General features: G+C 54.1%; 30 protein-coding genes. 25 read left to right on the top strand and 5 right to left on the bottom strand.

The window, feature by feature from the left end; all coding sequences use genetic code 11:
• Positions 1–8: 8 nt before the first annotated feature.
• Positions 9–695, top strand: a complete 687-nt coding sequence (locus EGT74_RS14635; protein ID WP_123847330.1) for a response regulator — start codon at positions 9–11, stop codon at positions 693–695.
• Positions 692–2068, top strand: a complete 1377-nt coding sequence (locus EGT74_RS14630) for a sensor histidine kinase (RefSeq protein WP_123847329.1) — start codon at positions 692–694, stop codon at positions 2066–2068. Before EGT74_RS14635 ends, EGT74_RS14630 begins: the two co-directional genes overlap by 4 nt.
• A gap of 251 nt (positions 2069–2319) precedes the next feature.
• Here the strand turns inward: EGT74_RS14630 and EGT74_RS14625 are convergent, their stop codons facing one another.
• Positions 2320–3087: a glycoside hydrolase family 16 protein gene (locus tag EGT74_RS14625; RefSeq protein WP_220392882.1), complete on the bottom strand. Its 768-nt coding sequence runs from the start codon at positions 3085–3087 to the stop codon at positions 2320–2322.
• Positions 3088–3234: 147 nt separating this feature from the next.
• Between EGT74_RS14625 and EGT74_RS14620 the strand changes: the two genes are divergently transcribed.
• From EGT74_RS14620 to EGT74_RS14585, 8 genes are all read left to right on the top strand, one after another.
• Positions 3235–3732, top strand: a complete 498-nt coding sequence (locus tag EGT74_RS14620) for a DinB family protein (RefSeq protein WP_123847327.1) — start codon at positions 3235–3237, stop codon at positions 3730–3732.
• Positions 3733–3972: 240 nt separating this feature from the next.
• Positions 3973–4431, top strand: a complete 459-nt coding sequence (locus EGT74_RS14615) for a carboxymuconolactone decarboxylase family protein (RefSeq protein WP_123847326.1) — start codon at positions 3973–3975, stop codon at positions 4429–4431.
• Between the two features lie 51 nt (positions 4432–4482).
• On the top strand, positions 4483–5391 hold the full coding sequence (locus tag EGT74_RS14610; RefSeq protein WP_123847325.1) for a DMT family transporter: 909 nt from the start codon (positions 4483–4485) through the stop codon (positions 5389–5391).
• A 7-nt stretch (positions 5392–5398) separates the two neighbouring features.
• A complete protein-coding gene (locus tag EGT74_RS14605; protein ID WP_123847324.1) occupies positions 5399–6250 on the top strand; it encodes a sigma-70 family RNA polymerase sigma factor in 852 nt (283 codons plus the stop codon).
• A 195-nt stretch (positions 6251–6445) separates the two neighbouring features.
• Positions 6446–7627, top strand: coding sequence for a glycoside hydrolase family 88 protein (locus tag EGT74_RS14600; RefSeq protein WP_246008216.1), 1182 nt, complete (start codon positions 6446–6448; stop codon positions 7625–7627).
• Positions 7628–7636: 9 nt separating this feature from the next.
• Complete coding sequence (locus EGT74_RS14595) at positions 7637–8896, top strand: DUF2264 domain-containing protein (protein ID WP_123847323.1); 1260 nt, start codon at positions 7637–7639, stop codon at positions 8894–8896.
• Positions 8897–9010: 114 nt separating this feature from the next.
• The gene (locus tag EGT74_RS14590; RefSeq protein ID WP_123847322.1) at positions 9011–9838 is read left to right on the top strand and encodes a helix-turn-helix domain-containing protein; all 828 of its coding nucleotides are present in this window, start codon (positions 9011–9013) and stop codon (positions 9836–9838) included.
• A gap of 231 nt (positions 9839–10069) precedes the next feature.
• Positions 10070–10810, top strand: coding sequence for a polysaccharide deacetylase family protein (locus EGT74_RS14585; RefSeq protein ID WP_158618162.1), 741 nt, complete (start codon positions 10070–10072; stop codon positions 10808–10810).
• Positions 10811–10863: 53 nt separating this feature from the next.
• Here EGT74_RS14585 and EGT74_RS14580 read toward each other — a convergent pair whose 3' ends face one another.
• Positions 10864–11301, bottom strand: a complete 438-nt coding sequence (locus tag EGT74_RS14580; protein WP_123847320.1) for a DUF6496 domain-containing protein — start codon at positions 11299–11301, stop codon at positions 10864–10866.
• A gap of 107 nt (positions 11302–11408) precedes the next feature.
• Between EGT74_RS14580 and EGT74_RS14575 the strand changes: the two genes are divergently transcribed.
• From EGT74_RS14575 to EGT74_RS14550, 6 genes are all read left to right on the top strand, one after another.
• Positions 11409–11840 (top strand): DUF2141 domain-containing protein, encoded by a 432-nt coding sequence (locus tag EGT74_RS14575; RefSeq protein WP_123847319.1) that lies wholly within the window; start codon positions 11409–11411, stop codon positions 11838–11840.
• A 64-nt stretch (positions 11841–11904) separates the two neighbouring features.
• Entirely contained in the window at positions 11905–12642 is a 738-nt protein-coding gene (locus EGT74_RS14570; RefSeq protein ID WP_158618161.1) for a DUF2490 domain-containing protein, read from the top strand.
• A 33-nt stretch (positions 12643–12675) separates the two neighbouring features.
• On the top strand, positions 12676–13719 hold the full coding sequence (locus EGT74_RS14565; protein WP_123847317.1) for an NAD(P)-dependent alcohol dehydrogenase: 1044 nt from the start codon (positions 12676–12678) through the stop codon (positions 13717–13719).
• A 49-nt stretch (positions 13720–13768) separates the two neighbouring features.
• A complete protein-coding gene (locus tag EGT74_RS27370; protein WP_123848913.1) occupies positions 13769–13909 on the top strand; it encodes a TraB/GumN family protein in 141 nt (46 codons plus the stop codon).
• 49 nt (positions 13910–13958) lie between these two features.
• Positions 13959–15302, top strand: coding sequence for a thioredoxin family protein (locus EGT74_RS14555; protein WP_158618159.1), 1344 nt, complete (start codon positions 13959–13961; stop codon positions 15300–15302).
• Between the two features lie 16 nt (positions 15303–15318).
• Positions 15319–16428, top strand: coding sequence for a glycoside hydrolase family 76 protein (locus EGT74_RS14550; RefSeq protein WP_123847315.1), 1110 nt, complete (start codon positions 15319–15321; stop codon positions 16426–16428).
• On the opposite strand, the gene EGT74_RS14545 is transcribed toward EGT74_RS14550, so the two are convergent.
• A complete protein-coding gene (locus EGT74_RS14545; RefSeq protein ID WP_158618158.1) occupies positions 16376–17221 on the bottom strand; it encodes an alpha/beta hydrolase in 846 nt (281 codons plus the stop codon). The two genes, EGT74_RS14550 and EGT74_RS14545, sit on opposite strands and share 53 nt — an antisense overlap.
• A 140-nt stretch (positions 17222–17361) precedes the next feature.
• On the opposite strand from EGT74_RS14545, the gene EGT74_RS14540 reads away from it, so the two are divergent.
• From EGT74_RS14540 to EGT74_RS14530, 3 genes are all read left to right on the top strand, one after another.
• Positions 17362–18267: a mechanosensitive ion channel family protein gene (locus EGT74_RS14540; protein ID WP_123847313.1), complete on the top strand. Its 906-nt coding sequence runs from the start codon at positions 17362–17364 to the stop codon at positions 18265–18267.
• A gap of 65 nt (positions 18268–18332) precedes the next feature.
• Positions 18333–18878, top strand: coding sequence for a hypothetical protein (locus tag EGT74_RS14535; RefSeq protein ID WP_123847312.1), 546 nt, complete (start codon positions 18333–18335; stop codon positions 18876–18878).
• Positions 18879–18931: 53 nt separating this feature from the next.
• Positions 18932–19675, top strand: a complete 744-nt coding sequence (locus tag EGT74_RS14530) for a Bax inhibitor-1/YccA family protein (protein ID WP_123847311.1) — start codon at positions 18932–18934, stop codon at positions 19673–19675.
• Positions 19676–19851: 176 nt separating this feature from the next.
• On the opposite strand, the gene EGT74_RS14525 is transcribed toward EGT74_RS14530, so the two are convergent.
• Positions 19852–20361, bottom strand: coding sequence for a hypothetical protein (locus EGT74_RS14525; protein ID WP_123847310.1), 510 nt, complete (start codon positions 20359–20361; stop codon positions 19852–19854).
• An 84-nt stretch (positions 20362–20445) separates the two neighbouring features.
• On the bottom strand, positions 20446–20700 hold the full coding sequence (locus tag EGT74_RS14520) for a hypothetical protein (RefSeq protein ID WP_123847309.1): 255 nt from the start codon (positions 20698–20700) through the stop codon (positions 20446–20448).
• A gap of 253 nt (positions 20701–20953) precedes the next feature.
• On the opposite strand from EGT74_RS14520, the gene EGT74_RS14515 reads away from it, so the two are divergent.
• The 6 genes from EGT74_RS14515 (at position 20954) to EGT74_RS14490 (ending at position 26696) form a co-directional block, all read left to right on the top strand.
• Positions 20954–23119 carry a S9 family peptidase gene (locus EGT74_RS14515; RefSeq protein WP_246008215.1) on the top strand — a complete coding sequence of 722 codons (2166 nt, stop codon included), beginning with the start codon at positions 20954–20956 and terminating at the stop codon, positions 23117–23119.
• Between the two features lie 79 nt (positions 23120–23198).
• Positions 23199–23426, top strand: a complete 228-nt coding sequence (locus EGT74_RS14510; protein ID WP_123847308.1) for a hypothetical protein — start codon at positions 23199–23201, stop codon at positions 23424–23426.
• A 38-nt stretch (positions 23427–23464) separates the two neighbouring features.
• The gene (locus EGT74_RS14505) at positions 23465–24073 is read left to right on the top strand and encodes a T6SS immunity protein Tdi1 domain-containing protein (protein ID WP_123847307.1); all 609 of its coding nucleotides are present in this window, start codon (positions 23465–23467) and stop codon (positions 24071–24073) included.
• Between the two features lie 209 nt (positions 24074–24282).
• A complete protein-coding gene (locus tag EGT74_RS14500; RefSeq protein ID WP_181954749.1) occupies positions 24283–24564 on the top strand; it encodes a DUF2185 domain-containing protein in 282 nt (93 codons plus the stop codon).
• A 174-nt stretch (positions 24565–24738) separates the two neighbouring features.
• Positions 24739–25173 carry a hypothetical protein gene (locus EGT74_RS14495; protein WP_123847306.1) on the top strand — a complete coding sequence of 145 codons (435 nt, stop codon included), beginning with the start codon at positions 24739–24741 and terminating at the stop codon, positions 25171–25173.
• A 50-nt stretch (positions 25174–25223) separates the two neighbouring features.
• Positions 25224–26696, top strand: a complete 1473-nt coding sequence (locus EGT74_RS14490) for an RHS repeat domain-containing protein (protein ID WP_220392881.1) — start codon at positions 25224–25226, stop codon at positions 26694–26696.
• Position 26697 lies beyond the last annotated feature (1 nt).

Here is a 26697-nt window from a genome sequence, read left to right as displayed (position 1 = left end):
TTAGCAATATGCAAAGGATCCTGATTGTCGAAGATGAAGTAAAAGTAGCCAATGCAGTAAAGAAGGGGCTGGAAGAGAACGGCTTTGAAGTGGAGGTGGCGTACGACGGCCGCATGGGCAAAAGCCTCGCCGCAGGGCAGGATTTCGACCTCGTGATACTCGACCTGAACCTGCCCCACCACAACGGCTACGAAATATGTGAAGTCATCCGCCGCCGTAACGCGAAAGTGCCGGTCATCATGCTCACCGCACTGGGTGGGATGGACGATAAAATGCAGGCCTTCGAACTGGGGGCAGACGATTACCTGGTGAAACCCTTCGACTTCCGCGAACTGCTGGCCCGCATCCGCGTATTCCTCAAAAGGGCCGGGGCAGACGTGGTGCCCGACCAGCGTTTCAAACTCACGATAGCCGACCTGGAAATAGACCGCGAACGGAAAGAAGTGTGGCGCGGCGGCAAAAAAATCCCCCTCACCGCCAAAGAATTCCAGCTGCTTGAGCTGCTGGCCCTGCAGAAAGGCAAAGTGATCTCCAAAATGACGATCGCGGAAAGGGTCTGGAACATCGACTTCGACACGGGCACCAATGTCATCGAGGTGTACATCAACTTCCTCCGCAAAAAAATCGACAAGGATTTTGACCGGAAACTATTGCATACCAAAACCGGAATGGGATACTACCTGGCCGACGAATGAAGATAAAATACAAAATAGCTCTCTATTATACGCTCTCCGCGGCTTTCCTGCTGATCGCCTTCGCCGTGCTGGCGTATTATTTCTCCGGCCAATCGCGCCGCGCCGAGTACCTCGACCGGCTGGAATACCGCGCCCGCTCCATCGGCAGCGTGATCATCGAGAACGACCAGGTACAGATAGGGCTGCTGCGAAAACTCGATAAAACCACTTTCCAGGATCTCTACCGCGAAAGCATTCTCGTATACAGCGACAGCTACGAGCTGCTGTACACCAACCTCCTCGATACGGCCGTGCGCACGCCGCGCCAGCTCCTGGAGCACATCAGGGAGCACAAACAATACAATCACAACGACAGCGGCGGCGAAACCGTGGGGATTTATTACCGCGAAGGCAACATGTCTGTGCTGGTGCTGGTGTCGTCGTTCGACAAATACGGTTTCCAGAACCTCCAGAACCTCAGCCGCATCCTGCTGATAGAGCTCGCGGCGGCCGTGGTGCTATTGGTGGGCATCGGGTACTTTTTTGCGCGCAAAATGATGCAGCCGATCGACCGCCTCGTGGATCAGGCCGATCAGATCAACGCCAATAACCTGCAAAACACACGCGTGGCCGTAAAGGGCAAAGATGAAATAGCTCAACTGGGCGCCAACTTCAACACCATGCTGCAGCGGCTGAGCCATTCGTTCGACCTGCAGAAAAGTTTCGTCAGCAACGCCTCGCATGAACTACGCACGCCGCTGGCCTCCATCATCAGCCAGTTGCAGGTAACGCTCGCTAAAAACAGGAGCGGGGAGGAGTACCAGGCCGTGCTGCAATCGGTACTGGAAGATGCGGAAGGGCTGTCCGACCTCACCAACGGCCTGCTGCAGCTCGCGCAATCGGAGCTCAACCGGCAGGAGTTTGTATTTACCCCCGTACGCATCGACGAACTGTTATGGGATACCGGCGAGCTTGTGCGCGAAAAAAGAAAGGCCGGCGGGAAAGTCGATATCCAGTTTCTCCGCGAGCCGGAGCAGGACACGCTGCTCACCTGCAACGGCAACGAAAGCCTCCTGAAGGTGCTGTTCATCAACCTGGCCGACAATGCCTGTAAATTTTCCCCCGATCATACCGCCCGCATCAGCATCGACTTCGATGCGAAGCACATTCTTGTGCGGGTGCAGAACCAGGGCGAAGGCATTCCCGCATCGGAAGCCGACAAGATATTCGAGCCTTTCTACCGTGGCAGTAATGCACTGCAAACGCGCGGCCATGGCCTCGGCCTGTCGATCTGTAAAAAGATAGTGCAACTGCATGAAGGGGAGTTGCAGCTGGAGGCTACCGTGGAAGGAACAACCATGCTGGTGAAGCTGCCGCACGAACAGGGAACATAAAAAAGAGGCCGCGTGTTGCGCGGCCCTGTATTGTGTGCATATTCAGTTGTTGCAGTTGAATGTATTATCCGGTGTTTCTGTGTTTCGCGACCTGTCCATTGGCCCCGGTACACCGCACATTATGCAGTACTCCTTCGCTTCGTGACATGTCAATTTCCGGTACACCCGCACATCATCGAGCACTCCTTTGCTACGTATCAATTCCCCGGTACACCTGCTCATTATCCAGTACTCCTTCGTTTCGCGACCTGTCAATTCCCGTACACCCGCACATAGTCGATCTCCAGTACGCCGGATGTGAACGCAGGATCCACCGGTCCGCCGAATGTGCCGCCTACGGCGAAATTCAACAGGATAAAAAAGTGGTGGTTAAAAGGAACGGCAGCATTGTTGGCAAATGTATAATACAGCTTTCCGTCCACATAAAACCGGATGCTGGTAGCCGACCAGTCGGCCGTATAAATGTGGAAGTCTTCCGACACCCTGGCGGTCATCGTGGTCAGCCCGTCGCCGTTAGCGCCAGAGTGGCCGGGGTGATGCACCGTACCGTATATTTTCCCGGGAACGCTGCCTTTGTGCTCCATGATGTCGATTTCCCCGCAGCCGGGCCAGCCAGCCTCGGAGATGTTGGCGCCCAGCATCCATATGGCCGGCCAGGTACCTTTACCCACGGGCAGTTTGGCGCGTACTTCCACTTTACCGTATTTGAAATCGAATTTGCCTTTGGTGAGCAACCGCGCGCTGGTATAGGCACTGCCGTTATGGTCTTCTTTAATCGCCCTGATCTTCAATGTGCCGTCAGACACTTCGGCGTTCTGTGGACGGTCGGTATAGTATTGCAGTTCCTGGTTGCCCCAGCCGTTGTTGCCGGTACCGATGTTATAGCTCCACTTGCTGGTGTCCGGTCTGCTGCCGGTGTTGAATTCATCGGCCCAGATGAGCCCGTTCCCGGATTGTCCGTAGCCGCCAACGCTCATCAGCAGGGCGGTAGCGGTCAGGATGTGTTTCAGTTGTTGCATAGGCTGTTGTGTTTCGTGCGGTATATGCATACCGGCCGGTAGCCAAGATACACATTAAACCGGATGGCGCAAATGCCCCCATTCCTGCCATATACACACCCGCTTCACCAACCCCGCAATCGCTACTTTTACCTAAAATACTGAGCCATGGAAAAGAAAAACTCAATCAGCAGCCTCATTGCCCTCCACGACCTGCACACAGGGCTGTTTCCCAATGTCATAGACGGTATTTCCGATAAAGACGCCCATAACCGCCTCAACACACCGGCCAATCACGTGGCCTGGCTGACCAACAATATGGTGCAGCTGCGCCTGAGGCTGGCAGACGTAGCCGGCGTGGCGCTCGATGCAGCGCAGAAGGCCTTCCTCGACAACTTCAAAAGTATCCAGGATGGTGTTACCTATCCGCCGCTGGCGGACTATAAAAAAGACTGGGACAAGATCACTCCCGCGCTGCGCGATAAACTGGCCTCCCTCACCGAAGAACAACTGGATGAAATGGTCGCCATTCCCGGGATGGGCGATAAGGAAAAACTCTCCGGCATCATCGGCTTCTTTATATACATGGAATCCTACGGTATCGGCCAGATCGGATTGTGGAGAAGATTGCTGGGATATCCGGCGATGAAATATCCGGGCCAGTAACGGTTGATTTCGTGTTGCAGTGGTGATGGGCACGTGCGTTTTTCCGTCGGTAAAACGGGAAATCGCAGCCGGTTGCAGGCTGTGCTTAAAAATATTTTATAAGGCGAAACGAAAGCCCCTGGCCACTCCAGGGGCTTTTTTCATAAAAAAATAAAAAAAACTTCCGGATCCTGTCACGTTTCCTTTTTCCGTTGTGTCTTATTAGGGAATCTTTTACATCACAATTAAAAATCAAACACAATGGAAGCAAGAATCTCCATGCAGGAAATGCCCAATGGCTTTATCGAATCCCTTTTGAAAGTAGGCGGTTACATCCGTAAATCTGGCCTCGACAGCAAATTACAGGAGCTGATCAACTACCGCGTGTCCCAGATCAACGGCTGCGCGTTCTGCCTCGATATGCACCATAAAGACGCCATCCATGCGGGTGAAACCGAACAACGCCTTCACGGCCTCGCTGCCTGGCGCGAAACGCCGTATTACACCGAAGAGGAAAGAGCGGCCCTGGCTTTCGCAGAAGAACTGACCGTTAAATGCGAAGTAAGCGATGAAGTGTACGATCACCTCGCGGAATATTACTCCAAAGCGGAGATCGCCCACATCTCCCTGGCGGTAGGCATGATCAACACCTGGAACAGGCTCAACAAGGCTTTCCGCACCATCGCCGGCAACTATCAGCCGAATACCATATGGCAATAAGGCCGGCACACGCCCGGAAAACGTATCATTGCAGTTGAAAAGGAAAGTGTCATGGACAGGAATTTATTAAAAGGCATCTTATTCGTAGGTATTGGCGCGGCAAGTTACGGTGTACTGGCTACCCTGGTGAGGCTGGCCTATAACCAGGGATATTCGGTAACGGAAGTGACTTACGCCCAGTACCTCGTGGGCCTGGTGGTGATGGGCTGTTTGTGGCTGTTCAGGAAACCTTCGCCGGCGCCGCAACCGGCCAGGGAACGGAACGATGTGCTGAAGCTCATCGCGGGCGGCACCAGCTACGGCCTTACGGGCGTATTTTATTATCTCTCCGTACAATATATCCCGGTGTCGATATGCGTCATCCTGCTCATGCAGACCATCTGGATGGGCGTGGTGCTGGAAAGCCTGCTGGCGGCGCGATGGCCCGGGCTGAACAAGATCATCGCGGTTATCGTGGTATTGCTGGGTACCGTGCTCGCTACCAATGTATTGTCTGCCCACGGCAGCCCCAGCGCCATCGGGGTGCTGTGGGGCCTGGCGGCGGCGGTCATGTATACCATTTCGTTATATGTTTCCAACAGCGTGGCCACCGGCATGCCATCGGAAAAGAAAGGATTTTTTATCCTCCTGGGTGGTACAGTGATGGTGGTAGCGGTTGGATTGTTCAACATGCCGCCGCAGTTCCAGCTGTCGATTTTCTGGACCTGGGGACTGCTGCTGGCGCTGTTCGGCACCATTCTGCCCCCGCTGCTGTTCAACGTCGGGTTCCCGAAAACGGGCATCGGCCTGGGCGCCATCATCATCGCCATCGAAATACCGGTATCGGTCAGCATGGCCTGGCTGCTCCTCCACGAACGGGTGAACGGCTGGCAATGGTTCGGCATCGTGCTCATCATCGTGTCCATCATTCTCATGAACATCCACCTGCTCCGCAAAGAACTGGCCAGGGCAAAAGCATAACCATCTCATGAAAGACTATCAGAACGAATTGTTTCCGTACGCGTACAATATCGCCGGCAGCGCCGAAGATGCGCGCGACATTGTGCAGGATGTGCTCACCCATTATTATGCCTCGCCCCGCGAAGGCATCGAAAACGAAAAAGCCTATCTCGTCAAAAGCGTGATCAATCATGCCATCAACGCCAAAAACCGGAAAAAGCGCACCCTCCAGCCGGAAGTGTGGCTGCCGGAGCCGGTGGCCACCGAAGCGGCGGACACCAATGTGTACCTGAAGGATATTCTCTCATACTCGCTGCTGGTACTGCTGGAAAAGCTGAACGCCAAAGAGCGGGCAGCCTTTATCCTGAGAGAAAGTTTCGACTATTCCCACCAGGAAATCGCCGACATCCTGTCTACCACCGAAGAAAACAGCCGCAAGCTGCTGAGCCGTGCCAAAACCAAACTCTTCAAGCCGGGCGAAGCCGAAGCCCCGCCGGTAAGGTCGGCCCAGACCAATGTGCTGCTGGAAAACTATATCAACGCCATCCGCAGCCGGAACCTGGAAAAGCTGGAGCATCTCCTGGCGGAAGACATCGCTTTCTATGCGGACGGCGGTACGAAACTGAACGTGGTGAAGCGGGTTTGCATCGGGGCTACGGAAGTGGCGGAACTGCTGATGCTCGTGTTCCACAAATACCAGGCAAGCTCCGACATCAAAGCCACCACGATCAATCACCAGCCGGCTTTCCTGTATTATTACCAGGGCCGGCTTATTTCCTGCCAGATCTTCGACGTGTCGCCGGAAAGCGGACGGATTCTCCAGATCAACAACGTCGTCGACCCGGAGAAACTCCGGATGCTCGCGCAGCATTTTGCCTGAGCAGCGGGGCGGTAAAACGATGTATGCCGTCCACCTGCCCCCGGCAGGGAAGGGCTGATAATCAACCGGGTAAAATGTTGATTATTAGCCCTTTTTTAGGCGTTTTGTAACATTTCACCTGCATATTTGACCATTTAAACCCGCAAATACGGCCATCAGTCCGGTTATTTTTACCGTTCCGTTAAACGAACGATAATGAGAAAAGGATTGATGATTTGTTTTTTCCTGTGCAACAGCCTGGGGCTGCTGGCGCAGCAGGCCGGCATGAAACAGCTGATCGACGAACAGTTCCAGTTTGCCAAAGAGCAATACAAGGTATTGAGCCGGCAGGTGCCGGCCGACCGGATGCCGAAAACCTACTATGCCAAAACGGGTAAGGTGGAAACCAGCGACACCAAATGGTGGTGCAGCGGTTTTTACCCCGGTGCGCTCCTCTACATTTACGAAAACACCAAAGACGAGGCTACCATGGCCGAAGCCGGCCGCCGCCTCGCCATTCTCGAAAAAGAAAAACATTACACCGGCAACCACGACCTGGGGTTCATGATGTATTGCAGCTTCGGGAACGCTTACCGGATAACCGGCAATCCCGCCTATAAAACCACCATCGATACGGCCGCGGCCTCGCTGGCCACCCGGTACCGCCCCGGCGCCGGCGTTATCCAGTCATGGAACGCCAGCAAAAAAATGCAGGGCCCGGTGATCATCGACAACATGATGAACCTGGAACTGTTGTACTGGGTGAGCGACCACGGGGGCGATAAAAAGTATCGCGAGATCGCCCTGACGCACGCCGACAATACCCTCAAAAATCATTTCCGGCCCGATCACAGTTCTTACCATGTGATCGATTACGATATGCAGACCGGCAAGGTTATCAAAAAGGTGACCGCGCAGGGCGCTGCGGATGAATCTGCCTGGAGCCGCGGGCAGAGCTGGGGACTGTACGGTTACACCATGATGTACCGTTTCTCCGGGAACAAACGTTACCTGGCGCACGCCAAAAACATTGCCGCGTTCATGCTCCGCCATCCCAACATGCCTGTGGATTTGGTGCCTTATTGGGACTTTAATGCGCCCGGTATCCCCGACACCTACCGCGACGCTTCGGCGGCGGCGGTGATGGCCTCTGCGCTGCTGGAGCTGGCGCAATACGGCAGCAAAAAGGAACGCAAAACCTATGTGGCCGCCGCGGAAAAGATCATCCGCTCCCTGTCGTCGCCCGCCTACCGCGCACAACCGGGTGAAAACGGCGGTTTCCTGCTGATGCACAGCACCGGCGCGCTGCCGCTCAAATCGGAGGTGGATGTGCCGCTCACGTATGCGGATTATTATTTCCTGGAAGCGCTGCACCGTTACAAAACCTGGTATCTATAAATTAGCACGATGGAAAGAAGGAAATTTTTAGGCGCGTTGTCACTCGCCGGCGTAGCGGGCGCGCTGAGCCCGAAAGAACTGCTGGCAGGCGGGCCGCAGCAGCCGGCGGTAAGCGCACCGGCGGGAAACGACCGTGAATACTGGTGGCAACTCCTGTATAAAATCGCCGACCCGGTGGTGGCCAATCTCGCCGCGGGCACACTCGTTAAAAATATGCCGGTGGAGAAATCCCCGACGTTCGATAAACGCTCTGCCCATGTTACTTATCTCGAGGCGGTGGGCCGCACTTACGCAGGCATCGCGCCCTGGCTGGCGCTGACCGATGATGTGGGCAGGGAAGGAGAGTACCGGCAGCGCATGCGCACGAATGCCGTGAAGGGGCTGGTGGCCTGCTTTACGCCCGGCAGTGCGGACGCGCTGAATTTTAAAACCGACTATCAACCGATCGTGGATGCGGCTTACCTGGCGCAAACGTTCCTGCGCGCGCCCAAAGTGCTCTGGGAACCGCTGCCGGCGGATACGAAAACGCACATTATCACGGCGTTCAAATCGCTGCGCAACCGCAAACCGTTTAACAGCAACTGGCTGCTGTTCGGTTCGCTGACGGAAGCCTTTCTGCTGTCGGTAGGCGAGGAGCCGGACGCGGAGCGGCTGGAAAAGGGTATCACCAAAATGGCGGAATGGTACAAAGGCGATGGCTGGTATGGCGATGGCCCGAACCTGGCGTTCGACTATTACAATTCCTTTGTGATACATCCCATGCTGGTGGATACGTTGGCCGTGCTGGCCCGCCATCAGCCGGAACGGAAAAAGGAATACGATCTCGCTGTGAAAAGAATGCAGCGGTACGCACTGGAGCAGGAAAGAATGATATCGCCGGAAGGCACTTTCCCGCCCATCGGCCGTTCGATCACCTACCGCACCGGCGCTTTCCAGGCCCTGAGCCAGATCGCGCTGATGGAGCTGCTGCCCAAAGGCATCGAACCGGCGCAGGTGAGAAGCGCGCTCACGCTCGTGAAGAAAAACATGTACGGTGCGAAAGGCACTTTCGGTAAAGATAACTGGCTGAACCTCGGCTTCGTCGGGCACGATCCGCAGATCGCGGATTATTATACCTCCACGGGCAGCCTGTACATGGCCACCCTGTCGTTTTTACCGCTGGGCCTGCCGGCCGGTAATCCTTTCTGGGCGGCGCCGGCGGCGGAATGGTCGGCAAAAAAGGCCTGGGCCGGGAAGAATTTTGAAAAAGATTATCATGTGGACTACTAACCGCGTGATATACAAGGCCGCTCCGTTCCAGGGCGGCTTTCTTTTGATAAAACGTATTTGTTCGCTTGTTCCCGCTGGCTGAAAGCCGTAATTTACAGGTGTAAATCATGCCCCATGCCCCGGCTGCTCTCCATAGTCGCACAGCAACTCCCCACCGAAGCGTTGCGCCCTTATGTTGCGGGATACGTGTTCCGTACGGCCGCCATCCGCGCGAAAGACGCGGCGGTGCACAAAGCGATGCCGCTCCGCAGCGTCAGTTCCATCGATTTTTTTATGGGTGATGCATTTGAAACAACGGACTGCGCGTCCGGCAGGGTGGTGCCGTTTGCGCGCTGCACCATCCGCGGGCCGCGCACGCACCGGAAGTATGCCATTCGCCTGAGCGGGGACCTGGTGAGTTTCAGTATCCGCTTTACACCGGCAGGTTTGTATGCGCTGCTGGGCATTCCCGCCAGCGAATTCAGCGATGAAGCGATAGACGGTGCGCTGGTAATGCCCGCCGTGTTCCCTGGCCTCACCGAACGGCTGATGGCCTGTACCAGCCTCGACCACTGCATCCAAACGGCGGAACCTTACCTGCTGCATTTGCTTCAGCAGGCCGGCAGGCATATCCATCCGTCGCCCGCCGTGCAGGAAATGGCGGCGCTCATCGCAGGCGGTCAGGGCGCCCTGTCCATCGCCTGCCTGCAACAACAGGTCTGCCTTGGCAAGCGACAGCTCGAAAGGAACTTTGTAAAGGAAGTAGGCGTTACGCCGAAAATGTACAGCCGGATGCTGCGTTTCTCCAACATGCTGCAGTACAAAATGCGAAACAGCCAGACACGCTGGGCGGCGCTTGCTTACGAATTTGCGTATGCCGACCAGATGCACCTCATCCGCGATTTCCGCCAGTTTCTTGGCGTCACGCCTTCTGAATTTTCAGCGGACGATTTTGCTTTTTAGCGGCGGCCGAATTTCAACAAAGCAGAATGTTCTCCTCCACATCACCCGGGTTCTCCCGCGCACAAAGAGCTGCCATAAATACCTATTTCTGAGTATTCCCCGCCAGGAGATTACACGTTATTTTTATACAATACCGCTTTATCCCCTTACCAACCCATTATTTCGACAGCCCGGCAGCAGCCGGGTTTTTTTATGGGAATCGCTTATCTTTATCGTATAACCCGTATCCGTATGAAAACACTCGCCGTCATTTTGTTTGTTTCCGTGCTGGTGGCGTTTAAAGAAGAGCCTTCCGCTTACAGGGCGCCCATCAAATATATCTACCTGACGTTCGACGACGGCCCGCTCCAGGGCAGTGAAAACATCGACAGCGTGGTGTTGGCCGAACAGCTGAAGATCAGTGTGTTCCTCGTCGGCGAACATGCGGAGGAAAGCAAAAAGCTGCAGTCCTATTACGGCATGTACGAACGCAATCCTTACGTGGAATCGTATAACCACAGTTTCACGCACGCCCATAACAAATACCAGCAATTTTACAGTAACCCCCTGAACGTGGTGAACGACGTGGAGAAGAACGAAAGCAGCCTGAACCTCCGTTATAAGATCGTGCGCCTGCCGGGCCGCAACATGTGGCGGGTGGGGAACAAAAAGCGCGACGACGGCGTAAGCGGCAAAGCGGCGGCGGATTCGCTGGCGGCACGCGGGTTTAAATTATTCGGGTGGGATATCGAATGGCAGCATCACGATCAAGACGGAACACCCGTCCAGACGGTGCAGCAGATGGCCAAAGCCATCAACGCGCGCCTCGCCGCGGGCAGCACATTGACCAAAGACCATATCGTGATACTGGTGCACGACGAAATGTTTCAGAAGAAGTGGGAGGAGAGTGAACTGAAGCAGCTGATCGATACCCTCCGCAGGAATGACCATTATGTATTTGAACATATCCGTTTTTACCCGCCGGGCAACTGATTGGGGATGATTTTCTACAAAAAGCCGGTACTTGCTGTACCGGCTTTTTACGTTTATGCCGTGGCCTTGCTGGTGCTTCTTTTTTTGGAAGCGGCTTTTTCCCTGCCTGCCGCTTTTTTCGGAGCGGCTTTTTTGGCTGCTGCTTTCCGGGTAGCGGCCTTTTTTGCGCCGCCTTTTCGCGCGGCCGCCTTTTTAGGCGCCGCTTTCTTTGCCGCCGCTTTTCTTGTTCTTCCTTTGCCGGCCGCTGCTTTCTTCGGAGCAGCCTTCCTGGTGGCGGCTTTACGGGTGGCCTTCTTCGCACCGCCTTTTTTGGCCGCCGCTTTTTTCGGCACTTTGGCGCCTTCTTCACGGGCCTCGGAAAGGCCTATGGCGATGGCCTGTTTCGGATTGGTGACTTTCTTCCCGCTCCGGCCGCTCCTGAGTTTGCCTTCATGCATTTCATGCATGGCCCGCTCCACCTTGTCGCCGGCTTTTCTGGAATACTTTGCCATGATCTTACTTTTAATGGGTTGAATAAAAGTGATTATCATTGCATCAGCATCAAATAATGCGCCATCCGTTCCGGCACAGTTTTTCCTTCAATTGTTAAAACAACTTTATGGCTTTACGTTACCTCATCCCCGGCCTCATTCTAACCCTCTTCAGCTGCCTTACCGCGGGCGCACAAACGAAATACGCGGTCAAAGTCACGAACCTCGGAAATAAAACGGGCAAGCTCTACATCGGCTGGTACGGCAATGCGGGCACCTTTATGAAACGCGATAAAACGGTATTCGCCAAAGTGGTGCCGGTCAGCGGTAAAAGTGAAGTACTGGTGGAATTCGACCGCATCCCGGCCGGTAAATACGCCATTTCCGTATTCCTCGACGAAAATGGTAACGGCGAGCTTGATACCAACCTGGTGGGCATTCCCCGCGAAAAGTACGGTTTCTCCAACAACGTGTTGCCGGCCATGCGCGCCGCTACTTACGAAGAAGCGGTGTTCGAAGTGAAAGATGCGCCCGGCAACCTTTCCATCAAACTAAAATGAGTGCGGCATTGTTGTTACTGCGATGACCCGGTTTATCCTATCCTTACTCGCATGGCATGCCTGCTTGGCTGCAGCGGCGCAAACCCCGCCGGCCAAACAGATCAACGACCAGCAGCAGGTCTGGCTGTCGGTCAACAGCACCATCCGCCTCAGCCACCGCTGGGGCACCATTGCAGACGTGCATGTGCGCAGGAATAACTTCCTCGCCAACCCTTCGTTTTATTTTGTGCGCGGCGGCGCCAGCTATTGGCTCCACGACAATCTTTCCATCGTGGCGGGGTACGCGCATATGTGGCTGGCGCCCCCGCAGCCCGGGCTGCATACGTTTTCGGATGAGAACCGCCTGTACGAACAGGTGATCTACACCAGCACCCTCGGCAAAGTAGGCATCCTCAACCGTTTCCGCGACGAGCACCGCTGGCGCGAAACCATTACGGGCGACCGCTCGACGGGTTCCTACACCTATTCCAACCGCCTGCGGTACCTGCTCAGCCTGGGCATCCCGCTCTCCGCCAAACCGCACTTCCCGCAAATCAGTTTCGCCAATGAAGTGCTTATTCAATTCGGGAGATCCGTTATCTTTAATACGTTCGACCAGGTGCGGCTTTTCGGCGGCATCCGGCAGAACATCGGCAAAGGCTGGAGTTATGACCTGGGGTACATGCTCGTGTACCAGCAAAAAGCCGGCGGCTACCAGTACGACCGGAACCATACGCTCCGGCTCTTTTTTTACTACACCCTCGATGCCCGCCGCGGAAAGCGCGGCGTTACCGGACCGCCGATGATGTTCGAAGATGAATGACCTGGAATATTGACGCTTAAAATAATCAACACAATGTCTCAAGTAAAAGCTTATGCAGCGCAGAATGCCACCACACCGCTCGCTCCCTGGAATTTCAGCCGGCGCGAGCCGGGCCCGCACGACGTACAGTTCGATATTCTCTATTGCGGCGTATGCCACAGCGACCTGCACCAGATCCGCGACGAATGGGGCGGCGCCATTTTCCCGATGGTGCCCGGCCACGAAATTGTAGGGCGCGTAACGAAAGTGGGCGATAAAGTGACCCGCTTCAAAGCAGGGGACCTGGCCGCGGTGGGCTGCCTGGTAGACAGCTGCCGCCATTGCGACCCCTGTAGGGAAGGGCTGGAGCAGTATTGCGAGAACGGCTCCTCCGGCACGTATAATTCGCTGGAGCAGGACCATAAAACGCCTACCTACGGCGGTTATTCGAGCATGATCGTGACCGACGAAGCTTTTGTGCTCAGGGTGTCGGACAAACTGCCGCTGCCCGCCGTGGCGCCGCTGCTCTGCGCCGGTATCACCACTTATTCGCCGCTGCGCCACTGGAAAGTAGGCAAGGGGCATAAGGTGGGCGTGATCGGTCTGGGTGGCCTGGGGCATATGGCCGTGAAGTTCGCCGCTTCTTTCGGTGCGGAAGTAACCATGCTCAGTACGTCCGCGGCCAAAGAGGCCGATGCCCGCAGGCTGGGGGCGCATAAATTCGTGCTGACCTCCGATCCCGGACAGGTGAAAAGCGTGCGCGGTTACTTCGATTTTATCATCGATACCGTATCCGCCCCGCACGATTACAACAAGGTATTGTCCATGCTCAGGGTGAACGGTGTGCAGATCTGTGTGGGCGTGCCGCCTACGCCAACCGAAGTGCTCGGTTTCAACCTCATCGGCAAACGCCGGAGCATCGCCGGGTCGATGATCGGCGGTATTCCCGAAACGCAGGAAATGCTCGACTACTGCGCCGAACATAATATCGTGTCGGACGTGGAAGTGATCGACATCAAGGATATTAATGAAGCATACGAGCGGATGCTGAAAGGCGATGTGCGCTACCGCTTCGTGATCGATATGGCCACCCTCTGATAGCAGCATTCCGATGTTCTTAATATAAAAAGGTCAGGCTACATACAGCCTGACCTTTTTCGCGGCCAAGCTCCTGAAAGGCACCGATTGTTTTGTGGCAGTGGGCCTTGCACACCTGTTTTACAGTGATGGCATACTGGCGGGCCTGCAAAGGAGCGGTTTTACAGTGGAGCCGGTGCCGGTACGATAAGCCCCCGTTACTCATAAAATGTGTAAATTGGATCACAGAAAATCCCGACATGAAATATTTGCTGACCCTGGCCATTGTACTGACCACCCTCCTGGCAGGTGCCCAATCTTCCAAACCCGGTATCCGGTTTTTTAAAGGTTCATGGCGCAAAGCCCTGGCCGAAGCCCAGAAAACAGGCAAGCTGGTCTTTGTGGATGTGTATACCGACTGGTGTGTGCCCTGCAAAAAAATGGAAGAGGAAATATTCCCGCTGCCCGGGGTCGGCGAAGTGTTCAACACCCACTTCATCAACCTCCAGCTCGATGCCGAAAGCGATGGCCGGTTTGTAGCAGGGCAATTCAACGTGAAATCTTATCCCACTTACCTCTGGGTGAACGGCAACGGCGACCTGGTGTACCGTGCCGGAGGATACAATAACAATCCCCGTGTTTTCCTGGCGCATGCCAACGCCGCGTTGCGCGAATCCGCCAGCGGAGAATCGGAGCAGGAGATGGCCCGGCTGTACGAAGAGAAAAAAACAGACAGGGAATTCCTGCGCCAGTATGTGGCCCGCATGCACAGCCTGCAAAAAGACACCGCCGCAACCGCCGCACTGGACCAATATCTCAGCCTGCTGACGCCGGCGGAACTGGAGCAGCCGGAGCAGGGGCAGTTCCTGTTGAAACATGTGACGGATGTACAATCCCGCACATTCAACTACATCCTCGACCACCAGGCTTTTTTTACCGGAGAGGCGGTGCTCACGCCGGATGTGGAACCGGACGTCGTACGCCGCACCAACGCTGAAAAACTGGGGGTGATATTGAGCAACCTGATCACCGAAACCATGATGAGGCAGCTCACCGCCAAAAACGATACGCTGCTGAACCGGCTCACCGCGCAAAGCGCCCGCATCCGGAACGCGTCTGTACTGTACCCGCTGGTATTCGATGCTTTCCGCCTGCATTTTCTTTACCGTAATTACCCGAAGGATCGATACTTCACCGAAGGCGTGCCGTTCATCGACAGCCTGGCGCAACTGCCGCCGGATACGCTGGCGAAATACGACAGGCTCCGGTTTGAGGAAGTGTACGACGGCAACGACGAACGGAACCGCCATGCCTATTCCAAACAGGTCGGTATCATTCTGCAGAACCATTCCCGGTTTTATGGGGCCATGTTCCCGGCAGGAAAACCGGAATTCGAAAGGGCTTTGTCGTGGGCGGAAAAGGCCGTGCAATACACCCCTGAAAACCCCTTGGTATACGAGAACGTCTGCAACCTGTATATCAAGGCGCAGCGGAACGAAGAGGCCAAAAAAGCCATCCGCACGGCAATGGACCTCGTGTCCCGGCAAAACAACAACGAAGAGTTGCTGAACACTTATAAAATAAAACTGGAAAGTATTCCCTAAGTTTTTATTTTGTTGCATGCGCTACAGTTTATTCCTCCTTTGCCTGCTGCACGGCTTTTCCGTTTGCGCGCAGCACTGGGGCGCCGCGGCAGACAGCGGTTACCATGCCCTCAACACCCAATACTGGTCTGCTTCCCGGCAATATTACCAGCACAACAATACCGGCAACCGGAGCTTCGACTACTGGTGGAACGCGCACGCGGCCGACCTGATGGTGGACGGTTACCTGCGCACGAAGCGGAACAGCTACATACAGCAGCTCGACCAGCTGCTCGACGGTATGCACCGCATGAACGGAAGCTCCTGGTACAATGATTTCTACGACGACGAACAATGGCTGGCGCTCGCGCTTCTGCGCGCTTATGAAGCCACCGGTCATACGCGGTACGCGCGGCTGGCGGATACCTTGTGGGCCGACATTCAAAAAGGCTGGACGCCCGTGGCGGGCGGCGGCATCATGTGGATGAAAACCACCCCGCATTCCAAAAACGCCTGCTCCAACGGCCCGGCCATGATCATCGCCGCGCGGATGTACCGGCTTTTCAAAAGGGAAAGCGACCTGGCCATGGCGACGAAGATTTACCGCTGGCAGCAGGCGCATCTCATCAACCCCGAAAACGGCACTGTGTGGGATAATGTCCAGGTGAAGAACGGGGAAGCGCAGGTCAATAAAAATCCCGGCATGGTGTTTACCTACAACCAGGGCACCTGGCTGGGCGGCGCGCTGGAATTGTACACCCTTACCGGGCAGCCGGAATATCTCGAAAGCGCGTTGCGCACGGCCCGTTTTGTGGTGCGCGATACGGTGCGGTTTTCGCCACAGGGCATTTTGAAAGGGGAGAATAACGGCGACGGCGGATTGTTCAAGGGGATTTTTGTGCGGTACTTCACCCAGCTGCTATTGCGCGGCAAACTGGAGGCCGCCGAAAAAGAAGCTTTCCTTGCCTGGCTGCGCAACAATGGCCGCAGTTTGCTGGAAAACGGCACCCGCCGGCCGGAATACCTGTTCGACACCCGCTGGTGCAAGGCGCCGGCCACGATTGGGCAGGATGCGTCCATACAGATGAGCGGCATTATGTTACTGGAGGCGCTGCACCTGGCAGATGGCTCAGCCAGCCGGCCATGAATTGCAGCACCTGCATTTTCTCCGGCTCGTTATGCATTTCGTGATAGAATCCTTTCCATTCCTTGTAAGTCAGTAATTGTTTCGGCGCCCGCTCCGCGAATGTCCGCGAGCCGGCCACACTGGTGAATTCATCGGCGTCGCCGTGCAGCAGGAGTGCGGGCACCTGCAGGCGCCCGGCATGTTCGAGGCACCAGCGGCCATTGGACACCAGCAGGTGCAGGAGGCGCAGGCTGGCTTTGTCGTGCCGCAGCGGATCCGCTGTGAACTTTTCTATTTCGGCAGGGTCGTGCGAGATTTTATGGATGTCGAGGCCCTGGGCGATGCGCAGATGGGGGAAGAGCGCGGCGCCGATGCCCAGCACGCCCCGCAGCAACGCATTGGGGTTGCGTGCCACGATCAGCGCCGGGGCGGAAATGATGGCCGCTTTGACCCGAGGATGGCGGTGTAGCAGGAAACCCGTCAGGATGCCACCGCCCATGCTGTGGCCGTACAGCACCACCGGCATGCGGTACACATGCTGCATGTGCCCGATAAAGGCGTCGACGTAGTCGAAGATCTCATCCAGCGTTTTGCTGGCGCCGGGCTTGCCGTCGCTTTTGCCGTGGCCGTAGTGGTCGATTCCCGCTACCAGGTATCCTTCTTCTGCGAAAAACCGCGCTACATGGGTGTACCGGCCCACATGTTCCCCGATGCCGTGAATGATGATGAAGAGGCTGCCGAATTTTTCCGGACGCCATTGCATGCCATGAAAATGCGTGCCCGCAAACTCCCAGTTGAAATCTGAAACCGTCATACTCTGCAAAACAACGTTTCTTCTTTTTTGTTGCGATGGAGAAGGAATTATCCAAAGCGCCTTCATTTTCGCCCGGCGTCACTTTTTCCATGCCTCATAATTACCTATTTTTGCAGCCTAGGATGCAAAATGAATAACCCATGGTAACAGATCAGGCTACATACAATAAGAAACGGTTCAGGAATGAGATACTTGTGTTTATCCTGAAACTCGTGGTGTACCTGGCTGTACTGCTCTTCAACTTCTCCAAGCACGATCTGTTCGAAAAATACAGCTGGCTCGGCAGGGCCGTGAATGCGCTGTCGCTCTTCCTCGGGGCCAACCTGCTGATATCCATCGGGTGGATAGTGATGATATCGTGGTACCTCAGTAAACACCGGCTGCAGCGGCTCACGCGCGATAACTTCGTGCTGGGGCTGAACCGCATTTCGTCCGTGCTCAACACCATCATGTTCCTGGTGGCGGTGCTCACCCTGTTCGGGGCCAATATCAAAGACCTGTTTTTCAGTCTCAGTATCGCCGCCGCCGCGTTCGCCCTGCTGTCCAAGGAATACGTGGCCAATATGATCAACGGCCTCATCATCATGTTTTCCGACCAGCTTTCGCTCGGCGACCAGATCAGGGTGGGAGATTACAAGGGCAAGGTGCTCGACATTACGCTGATCAACGTGGTGCTGCAGAACGACGACGACGACATCGTGCTCATCCCCAATTCCGTGATCTTTTCATCGATGGTGCTCAACCAGAGCAAGCAGAACATCAAGAAGCTCACCATCGAGTTCGAGCTCGATCTCAAATACCAGTCGTCGCCCGACCAGCTGGAGCAGGAGTTGAAAAGCGTGCTGCGCCCTTTCGCCAGCAACATCACCGAAAACAGTTTTTCGCTGAAGATTCTCGAGATCAAAAAAGACCTCGTGCATTACAAGGTGCAGTTCCTGATACCGCGGCCCGACAAGGAAACCGAGCGCCGGATGCGCCGGATGCTCATCAATACGATCCTTTCTTTCTCCGGCCGCGAAATCAACGCCGCCGAGCAGGGCGTATGACCTGTTAAATGAAGGTGAAAAGGGTGCATGATTCAACATCTTATATTATATTTCCGGAAAAAAACATGACAGAACTGACAGCAGGCATCGGCTCACGTGTACAGCATGCACGTTTTGGCCCCGGTGTGATCATCGGTGTTAAATACGCGCAGTACATGGTGACGTTCATCAACCAGGGTACGGTGGAAGTAGACAAAACCGATCCCCTGTTCGAAGTATTATATGCCGAAAACGAAACGGTGGAAGTCGAAACCGTTTCCGCGGTGGAAACCTCCCTGTTGAAGATCCTCCGCCTGTGGGGCGGTTTCTCCGAAGTGGTGCCGCTTGGCGACCGCTGGATGGGCGGCACGATGGTGCTGCAGCCCAAAGACCCGTCGCAGAAAGGAAAGGAAGTGCCCGTTGAGGTGTTTTTCCACAAGATCGTGATGGTGCGCGACCGCCTGCGGGTGCTGGAGCAGCAGATCAACGCCCATAAGCTGCTGAGCGATGAAGACAAGGTGAACCTGCAGCAATACATCACCCGCATTTACGGGTCGCTGACCACCTTTAACGTGCTATTCCGCGACAAGGAGCATTGGTTTACAGGCGAGAAGGGCGGGAAAGACGACTGAGCTGAACGTTAAATTTTTTTTGTATATTTGAGTGAATTAAAACAGAACGAAATATGGCATTATTTGAATCAAACAACCCTGTACTGAAAGAAAAGACCTTCCAGGAGATTTCGCAAACGCAGTACAGCGACGCGATGACCCTGAACGGCACGATCGGTAAAATGGCGTTTCTGCTGGCGATGGTATTGGCTGCATCCGTGTATTCCTGGGGTATATTCATCAAGGGAGAAAACGTGATGCCCTACGTGATCGGCGGAGCGCTGGGTGGTTTTGTGCTGGCGATTGTTATTTCCTTCAAAAAAGAGTGGGCCAGTTACCTGGCGCCGGCCTATGCGCTGGCAGAAGGCCTTTTCCTGGGTGCTATCTCCGCGTTTTACGCCAGCCGTACCGACGGTATCGTGATCCAGGCGGTGGGCCTCACCATTGCTACTTTCATCGGCATGCTCATCCTGTACCGCGCCCGCATCATCCGGGCCACGGAAAGGTTTAAATCCATCATGTTCACCGCGGTGGCCGGCATTGCGATCTTTTACCTGATCGCGTTCGTGCTCGGTTTCTTCGATATCCGCATTCCCTTCCTGCACGAAGGCAGCCTGATCGGCATCGGTTTCTCCATTCTGGTGACCGCCATCGCCGCCCTCATGCTGATCATCGATTTCGACATGATCGAAAACGGTATCGCGCAGGGTGCGCCGAAGTATTTTGAATGGTATGCGTCTTTTGCCCTGCTGGTAACGCTGGTATGGCTGTACCTCGAGATACTGCGCCTGCTCTCCAAACTGAGCAGCAACCGCTAAGCGACAAGCATTTACTACGAATAGAAAGGCCCTGGCAGATTTGCCGGGGCTTTTTTGTGCCGAGTTCGCCCGTTGCTGAGAACGAATATCCCTCGCCGCTGCGTTTGCCCGGGCCGAAGCTGCCGGCCGGGGAGGGAAAGCGGCGGAAAGAGTTCGCGCTGTACGCCGGTAAACCCTTATGCCTTTTCAGTTACCGCCTTTTCCCGTTTGGCCGTGATCACTTCCCAGGCCTCCTGGTTCCACCGGAAATGTATGTCCGTTTTATTCACCAGGCGGCGGTGCCGGGCAGGCGAATAAGCGGGGCGCAGCGACACATAAATCGTGCGGGGGATGCCCTCGTGCTCAGGCGGAGATGGCTCGGTATGGTCTTCTTCGTACACCTGCCCCTTGCTGACGTAATATACCCCGGCGGCCCTGATTTCGTGCCATTCGAAGTGCAGCCGGCGGAAGGGGCTGTCGTAATAAATGCCTTTTTCATTGAGCGATACCACGGTGCGGGCGCGGACCAGCCGGGCAGCGAACGAACCGCTGAGCAGGAGGGCGGCCGGAACGATCAGCCAGGCGCTGCGGAGAAAAAGGCCCAGCAGCAGCACGGGCAGGGCTAAGAGGGTGAGGGGGCTGTAGAGCAGTTTGCCCGGCAGCGTTTTGCTGCCGCGGTTTGTAGTCGTGCGGGTCTTTGTCTTCATTGGAGATGCAGCCTTCCTTTTACAAAAAAATGCGGCGCAGGGAAGGGCGCCGCAAATATCAGTAGGTGGTGTGTTCGTATCCGGTTAGTCTTCCAGGTCTTCGCCCCGGAGGGTGCATTCGATCCGGTATTTTACAGGTGCGCTGAAACCTTCCAGCTCAATATTGGGCCGCTCGTCGAGGCAGATCCTGATCTTGCCGTTCTCGTGCATCAAAAGTTCGTGAATCGGTTCCAGGAGGGCAAAAAGCATTCTCTTGCCGCTTTCCGCTATCTGGTTCGTGATATAGTCTTCCATGTGGAAGAACTCCCGGTTTTTGTAAGAATAGGATACTTGTACCATTATTTTTCGTTTTTCAATAGGATCGCTATACGCCATAAAAATACGGAATTTTATAAATTGTCAAAATTTATTATGAATAAATTGGCAAAGTCCATGCTACTACGTAATAAACCATTTATAATAAAGCTGTTCCGCTCATGTATATCAAACCCCGGGCCGCTTTGTTACCCCCCTTGCGCCATTTAACATTTTCCTTTTCGGGGATTGATTTTATTTCCCTTATTTTACTCATTACCAACTAGCTTATCTTACTATGATGCAACTACAGCGTTTTCTATTCCTGCTCTGCTTTATTGCTCTTTATTGTATTGGCGCCACCGCACAGGAGGTGCAATGGACCCGCAACGGCGATGCCATCTGGCAGGACGGCGAGGGGGAGATTGCCGCCTACCGGGTGAAAGACCGGCAGCCCGGCGAAAAAATCACCGCCAAACAACTTACACCCGCGGGTGCGCAGAGCCCGCTGTCCATCGCCGGGTTCACCTTTTCGCCCGATGAACAGCAGGTGCTCATCTTCACCAATACCCGGAAAGTGTGGCGCTACCATACCCGGGGCGATTACTGGCTGCTCGACCGCCGCAGCGGCCAGCTGCGCCAGCTGGGCAAAAAATTGCCCGAAGCGTCGCTGATGTTCGCGAAACTTTCGCCCGACGGTACCAAAGCGGCGTATGTAAGCGGCCATAACCTGTATGTGGAAGACCTCGCCAGCGGGAAAACCGAACAGCTCACGCAGGATGGCTCCCGCCGCCTGATCAATGGTACGTTCGACTGGGCCTATGAAGAGGAATTCGGCTGCCGCGACGGTTTCCGCTGGAGCCCGGACGGTAAAAGCATCGCCTACTGGCAGATCGACGCCCGCAAAATCCGCGACTTCCTCATGATCGATAACACCGATTCGATCTATTCCTACACCATCCCCGTGGAATATCCGAAAGCCGGCGAAAGCCCGTCCGCCTGCAAAGTGGGCGTGGTAAACCTGCAAACGAAGAAAACCACCTGGCTGCAGGTGCCCGGCGACGCACAGCAGCATTATATTCCCCGCATGGAATGGGTGCCCGGTAAAAACGAGCTCATCCTCCAGCAGCTGAACCGCAAACAGAACACCTCCCGCCTCATGACGGCACAGGCCGCCAGCGGACAGGTGAAGCCCATCTACTCCGAACAGGACGAAGCCTGGATAGACGTGAAGTCCCGCTGGGATAACGACGACATCAAAGGCTGGGACTGGATACAGCAGGGCCGCGCCTTCATCTGGGTCAGCGAAAAAGACGGCTGGCGGCATCTCTACCGCGTGTCGGCCGACGGCAAGGAGGAAAAACTCCTCACGCCCGGAGACTATGACGTGATCCGCATTGTGCAGATCGACGAGAAAGGCGGCAAGATCTACCTGATCGCTTCTCCCGACAACGCCACCCAACAATACCTGTACGAAGTGCCCCTGGCCGGCGGCAAAGCAGTAAGGCTCACGCCCGACGTGCAGCCCGGCACGCACCAGTACAATATTTCACCCGCGGGCAACTACGCCATGCACATCTATCAAAGCCACGTAGTAAAACCCCTCAACGAGTTCATTACCCTGCCCGATCATAAAAACACCGCGAACGGCACCGTCACCACGCCGGCCATCACAAAAAGCCGCGCCTCTTTTTTCCAGGTGACCACGGCCGACGGCGTAACGATGGACGGGTGGATCGCCAAACCCGATAATTTCGATTCCACCAAAAAATACCCCGTGCTCTTTTACGTGTACGGCGAGCCCGCCGCGTGCACCGTAACGGACACGTACGGCGCCGGTACCAACTTCCTGTACGGCAATGCCACGCAGGACGGCTACATCTGCATTTCGCTCGACAACCGCGGTACCCCGGCCCCCAAAGGCCGCACCTGGCGCAAGGCGATCTACCGAAAAGTAGGCATCCTCAATGCGCGCGACCAGGCCATGGCCGCCAAAGAGATCCTGAAATGGCCCTTCATCGACGCGGAGCGCGTAGCGGTATGGGGCTGGAGCGGCGGCGGCTCCATGACGCTGAACCTGATGTTCCAGTACCCGGAGATCTATAAAACCGGCGTATCCATCGCAGCGGTGACCAACCAGCTCACTTACGACAACATCTACCAGGAACGTTACATGGGCCTGCCCCAGGAAAACCGTGAAGACTTCGTGAAAGGTTCCCCGCTGACGTACGCTAAAAACCTCCAGGGCCAGTTACTCTACGTACACGGCACCGGCGACGATAACGTGCATTACCAGAACGCGGAGATGCTGGTGAACGAACTGATCAGGCATAAAAAAGTATTCCAGTTCATGCCGTATCCCAACCGCACCCACAGCATCAACGAAGGAGAAGGCACCTCGGCCCATCTTTCGGCGATGTACAGGCGGTTTATCAATGAGCATTGTGCGGGTGGAGGGAAGTGACGAACCCTTGATGAAATTGGAAAGCCCCGGTGAAGTACCGGGGCTTTTTGTAATAATTCAACACCGTTGAAGAATATCTATGAAAAAGAAGTTTGCTGCGGTTGCGATCGCTTTATCCATTTGCATACTTTTCCTGATGATGGTTTTGACGCCCCCGAGTGTTTTCAACCTGTTGCCCTATTCCATTCACCGTTCGCTGTCTCCAGCGGGTTTCCGGGAAAAGGAATTCATTATTGTTTTTGACGTTTTGACGGCGTTGGGGATTTTCTTCGTAATATACAAGATGGGTATGAAAATGATGAAGTGATGGCTGGCTTTCGATAACAGAACAAAATACCTTCATAAATGATTGAACGATTAGTAAAAAAAATCGGCATTACCGCAACAGCCGTAGATGAAAAACAAGGTGGGGTTTTCGAAAACCTCCCCGCTGAGTTGTCAGGAATACTCAACGCTTACGCCGGGAGTACTTTCGGTAATGGTTTATACAGGCTGCATTCTTTCCAGAGCAGCTTTAAGTGGGCGGGAATTATCGGCGATTATTTTACGGAATATAAAAACAAAATTTTGCCTTTCGGATTCGACTGGATGGGGAGGCAGTTCTGTGCTGCAATAAACGACAAGCGGCTTTTTATGTTTGATCCCGCGACGGCAGAGGATTTTGAAATAGACCAAACGTTGGTGCCATTGCATAATGAAGATTTTGCGGATGATACGGACGAGATGCTGGCTGTAAATATGTTTGACCGGATTCTTGCTCACAACAAAATGAGCAGCCTGAATTATGATCAATGTTTGGGCTTCAAAATTCCACTTTTTTTGGGTGGAGAAGATAGTATAGGCAACTATGAGGCGCAGGATATGGAAGTGTATTGGCACATAAATGGAGAGATCGTGAAGAAAACCAAAGATCTTCCTGATGGGACAATTATTGGGAAGGTAGAAATTGAATAGCGGTATTCGGAACATACAATTGCAGTTTGTCGGATCGGGATATAGAAAAGAGCACAGTTGCAGAGATTATTGATTCTATTGAAATTATTGAAGGGTCAAATTGTTATCTGTGTCAAACTGCGTTTACAACGGCAGGTGCTGGTTTCGATTTGGAGGATTGGCAATGTACGAATACACTTTAACGGAAAGCCCGGGCAAAAACCAAAAGAATGAAAAAATTTAACGAAGAAATGAACGTCGCAGTATTTACTACACGATATGTTTACAGGGAAGGTAAGCCCATTCTGTATGTATTTCATCATGATGAAGATGGTGCATGGGAGTTTATAGGGAGTGATAAGTCTGTTAATGAGACTGATTACATGATTATAGCTTTAGAAGAAATTATAAAATTGGATCCCTCCGTTTTAGAGCTCGCTGATTTGCCATTGGGATGGGCTGCATATAGAGATCGCACAGATGCGCCCTGGAATCTATACTTGATGGAATAACCTAAATACTAAGATTTCACAACTGCTGGGATTTTGGGTAGTGCTGTTTATGTGCTTTTTGTTTTAAGACCGTAGGCGCTATATCGATAGGTTTATGATAAATTCTCCCCCTCTAGTTGTAAGGAAATCACCCCCGGCCAGAGCGTTGACTACATCTACGATTCCAACGGTAATATGGTGAGTGATGCCAACAAAGGCATCAGCCAGATCACTTATAATCACCTGAACCTGCCGGAGCAGATCACCATCACCGGCAAAGGCACCATCCGCTATGTGTATGATGCTGCTGGTGTCAAACACCGCAAAACGGTAACGGACAACACCAGTGGCCAATCTCAAACCACCACCACGGCCTATAATGGCGGGCTGGTGTACGAGCGTAACAGCCTGCGGCTGATCAGCCATGAAGAAGGCCGTATCCGGTTGAGTTATCCTTCGAACCAGCCGGTGACCTATACCTACGATTACTTTATCAAGGACCACCTGGGTAACGTGCGGATGGTGCTGACGGAAGGCAGCGAACAGCAGATGTACCTGGCCACCATGGAGACCGAACGCTCGGCTACCGAAAATGCCTGTTCAGCAACATCGAATCGAGCCGGAGCGTAAAACCGGCCGGGTATCCGCAGGATGCCACCACGGGCTCGGAGAACAAACAGGTGGCCAAACTCAATGGCCAGCACCCGGACAAAAGGGTAGGGCCGTCACTGGTGCTGCGGGTGATGGCAGGCGATACAATCTCCATCGGGGCCAAGGCCTTTTACAAATCGATTGGTTCTAAACAGGATAAATCACCGGTGCCGGTAGCTGACATGGCCGCCTCCCTTATCCGAGCCTTCGGTAGCGGACAGCCAGGCAGCAGCCAGAAGGAGGTAACCACCGAAGGCGCCGGCCGTACGCCGTTCAACGACCAATTCATCAACGACGGTTACCAGCGGATGAAGGAGAAAGAGCCGGCTGACCCTGCGCAGGCGAACCGTCCGAAAGCCTACCTGAATTTTGCATTGTTTGATGATCGGTTTAACTTAGTGGAAGACAACAGCGGGGTGAAGCAGGTAAAAGCGGAGCCTGACCAGTTGCAGGCGCTGGCGCAGGATAAGATGGTGATGAAGAGCAGTGGGTTCCTGTACGTCTACACCAGCAACGAAACCCCGCAGGATGTGTTCTTTGATAATTTGACGGTGCTGAACAGCCCTGGGCCGGTGTTAGAGGAGACGCATTATTATCCATTCGGGCTCACTATGGCGGGGATTAGCACCAAGGCGATCAACAAGCTTGCGCAGAATAGGTACGGGTATAACGGGAAGGAATTGCAGAACGGTGAGTTCGGTGATGGTGGAGGCCTGGAATGGTATGATTATGGTGCAAGGATGCAAGACCCACAGATTGGAAGGTGGCATGTAGGAGATCCATTGAATGAGAAAGGCAGGAGATGGAGTCCCTATGCGTATGCATTTGATAACCCTATTAGGTTCGTGGATCCTGATGGGATGTGGCCCGAGGACGATTTTCTGAGCAACATTGTGTCTAGAGTAGTTAGGTCTGCAGTCGATAGAGTAAAAAATAAAGTAAATAGAATTATTAATGATGCACCGGAAGCTGCGACGGTAGCTGCAAAAGAAGTTGTTCGAGAAAGGGTTGAAGTTGAAAATAGCGCGGAAGTAAAAGTGACGGCTGGTGTTCAGGCAGGGGCAGAAATAAAAAGTGCGGTGGGAGGATCTGTTAATTTGGGAAGTGTTGAATTATATGGCTTAAAATTGAGCAATAAGGTGTCAAAAGATGGAATTGAAAATAAAGCGGAGGAAAGATACATAGGGAAAGGTGGTGAAGTGAAGGTGACAAAAGGAGTGAGTTTAAATGGTTCAGTTCCTTGGGGAGTGGGCATTGGAGCAAGTTCTGGCAACGAAACTACTTTTGTAAAGGGCGATAAAACCGTAGTTAAATCAACGGATTCTGAAGATACCAGGCAAGCTGGATTTTCGATAATGGGAGTTGGATTTAATTATGGAACAAAAAAGGACAACAAGGGCCATGAATATAGATTTATAAACATTGGAGTATCTGGTGGCGCTGCAAGAGTACTTGGTATAGAAGCTGAAGTTAAGAGTGAGGTGAGATATAAAATTAGGTGAT

Origin of the sequence: Chitinophaga lutea (assembly GCF_003813775.1) — a bacterium.
Taxonomy (GTDB): Bacteria; Bacteroidota; Bacteroidia; order Chitinophagales; family Chitinophagaceae; genus Chitinophaga; species Chitinophaga lutea.
Note: the sequence above shows the minus strand (reverse complement) of the source record. Positions and strands in the feature narration are given on the sequence as shown.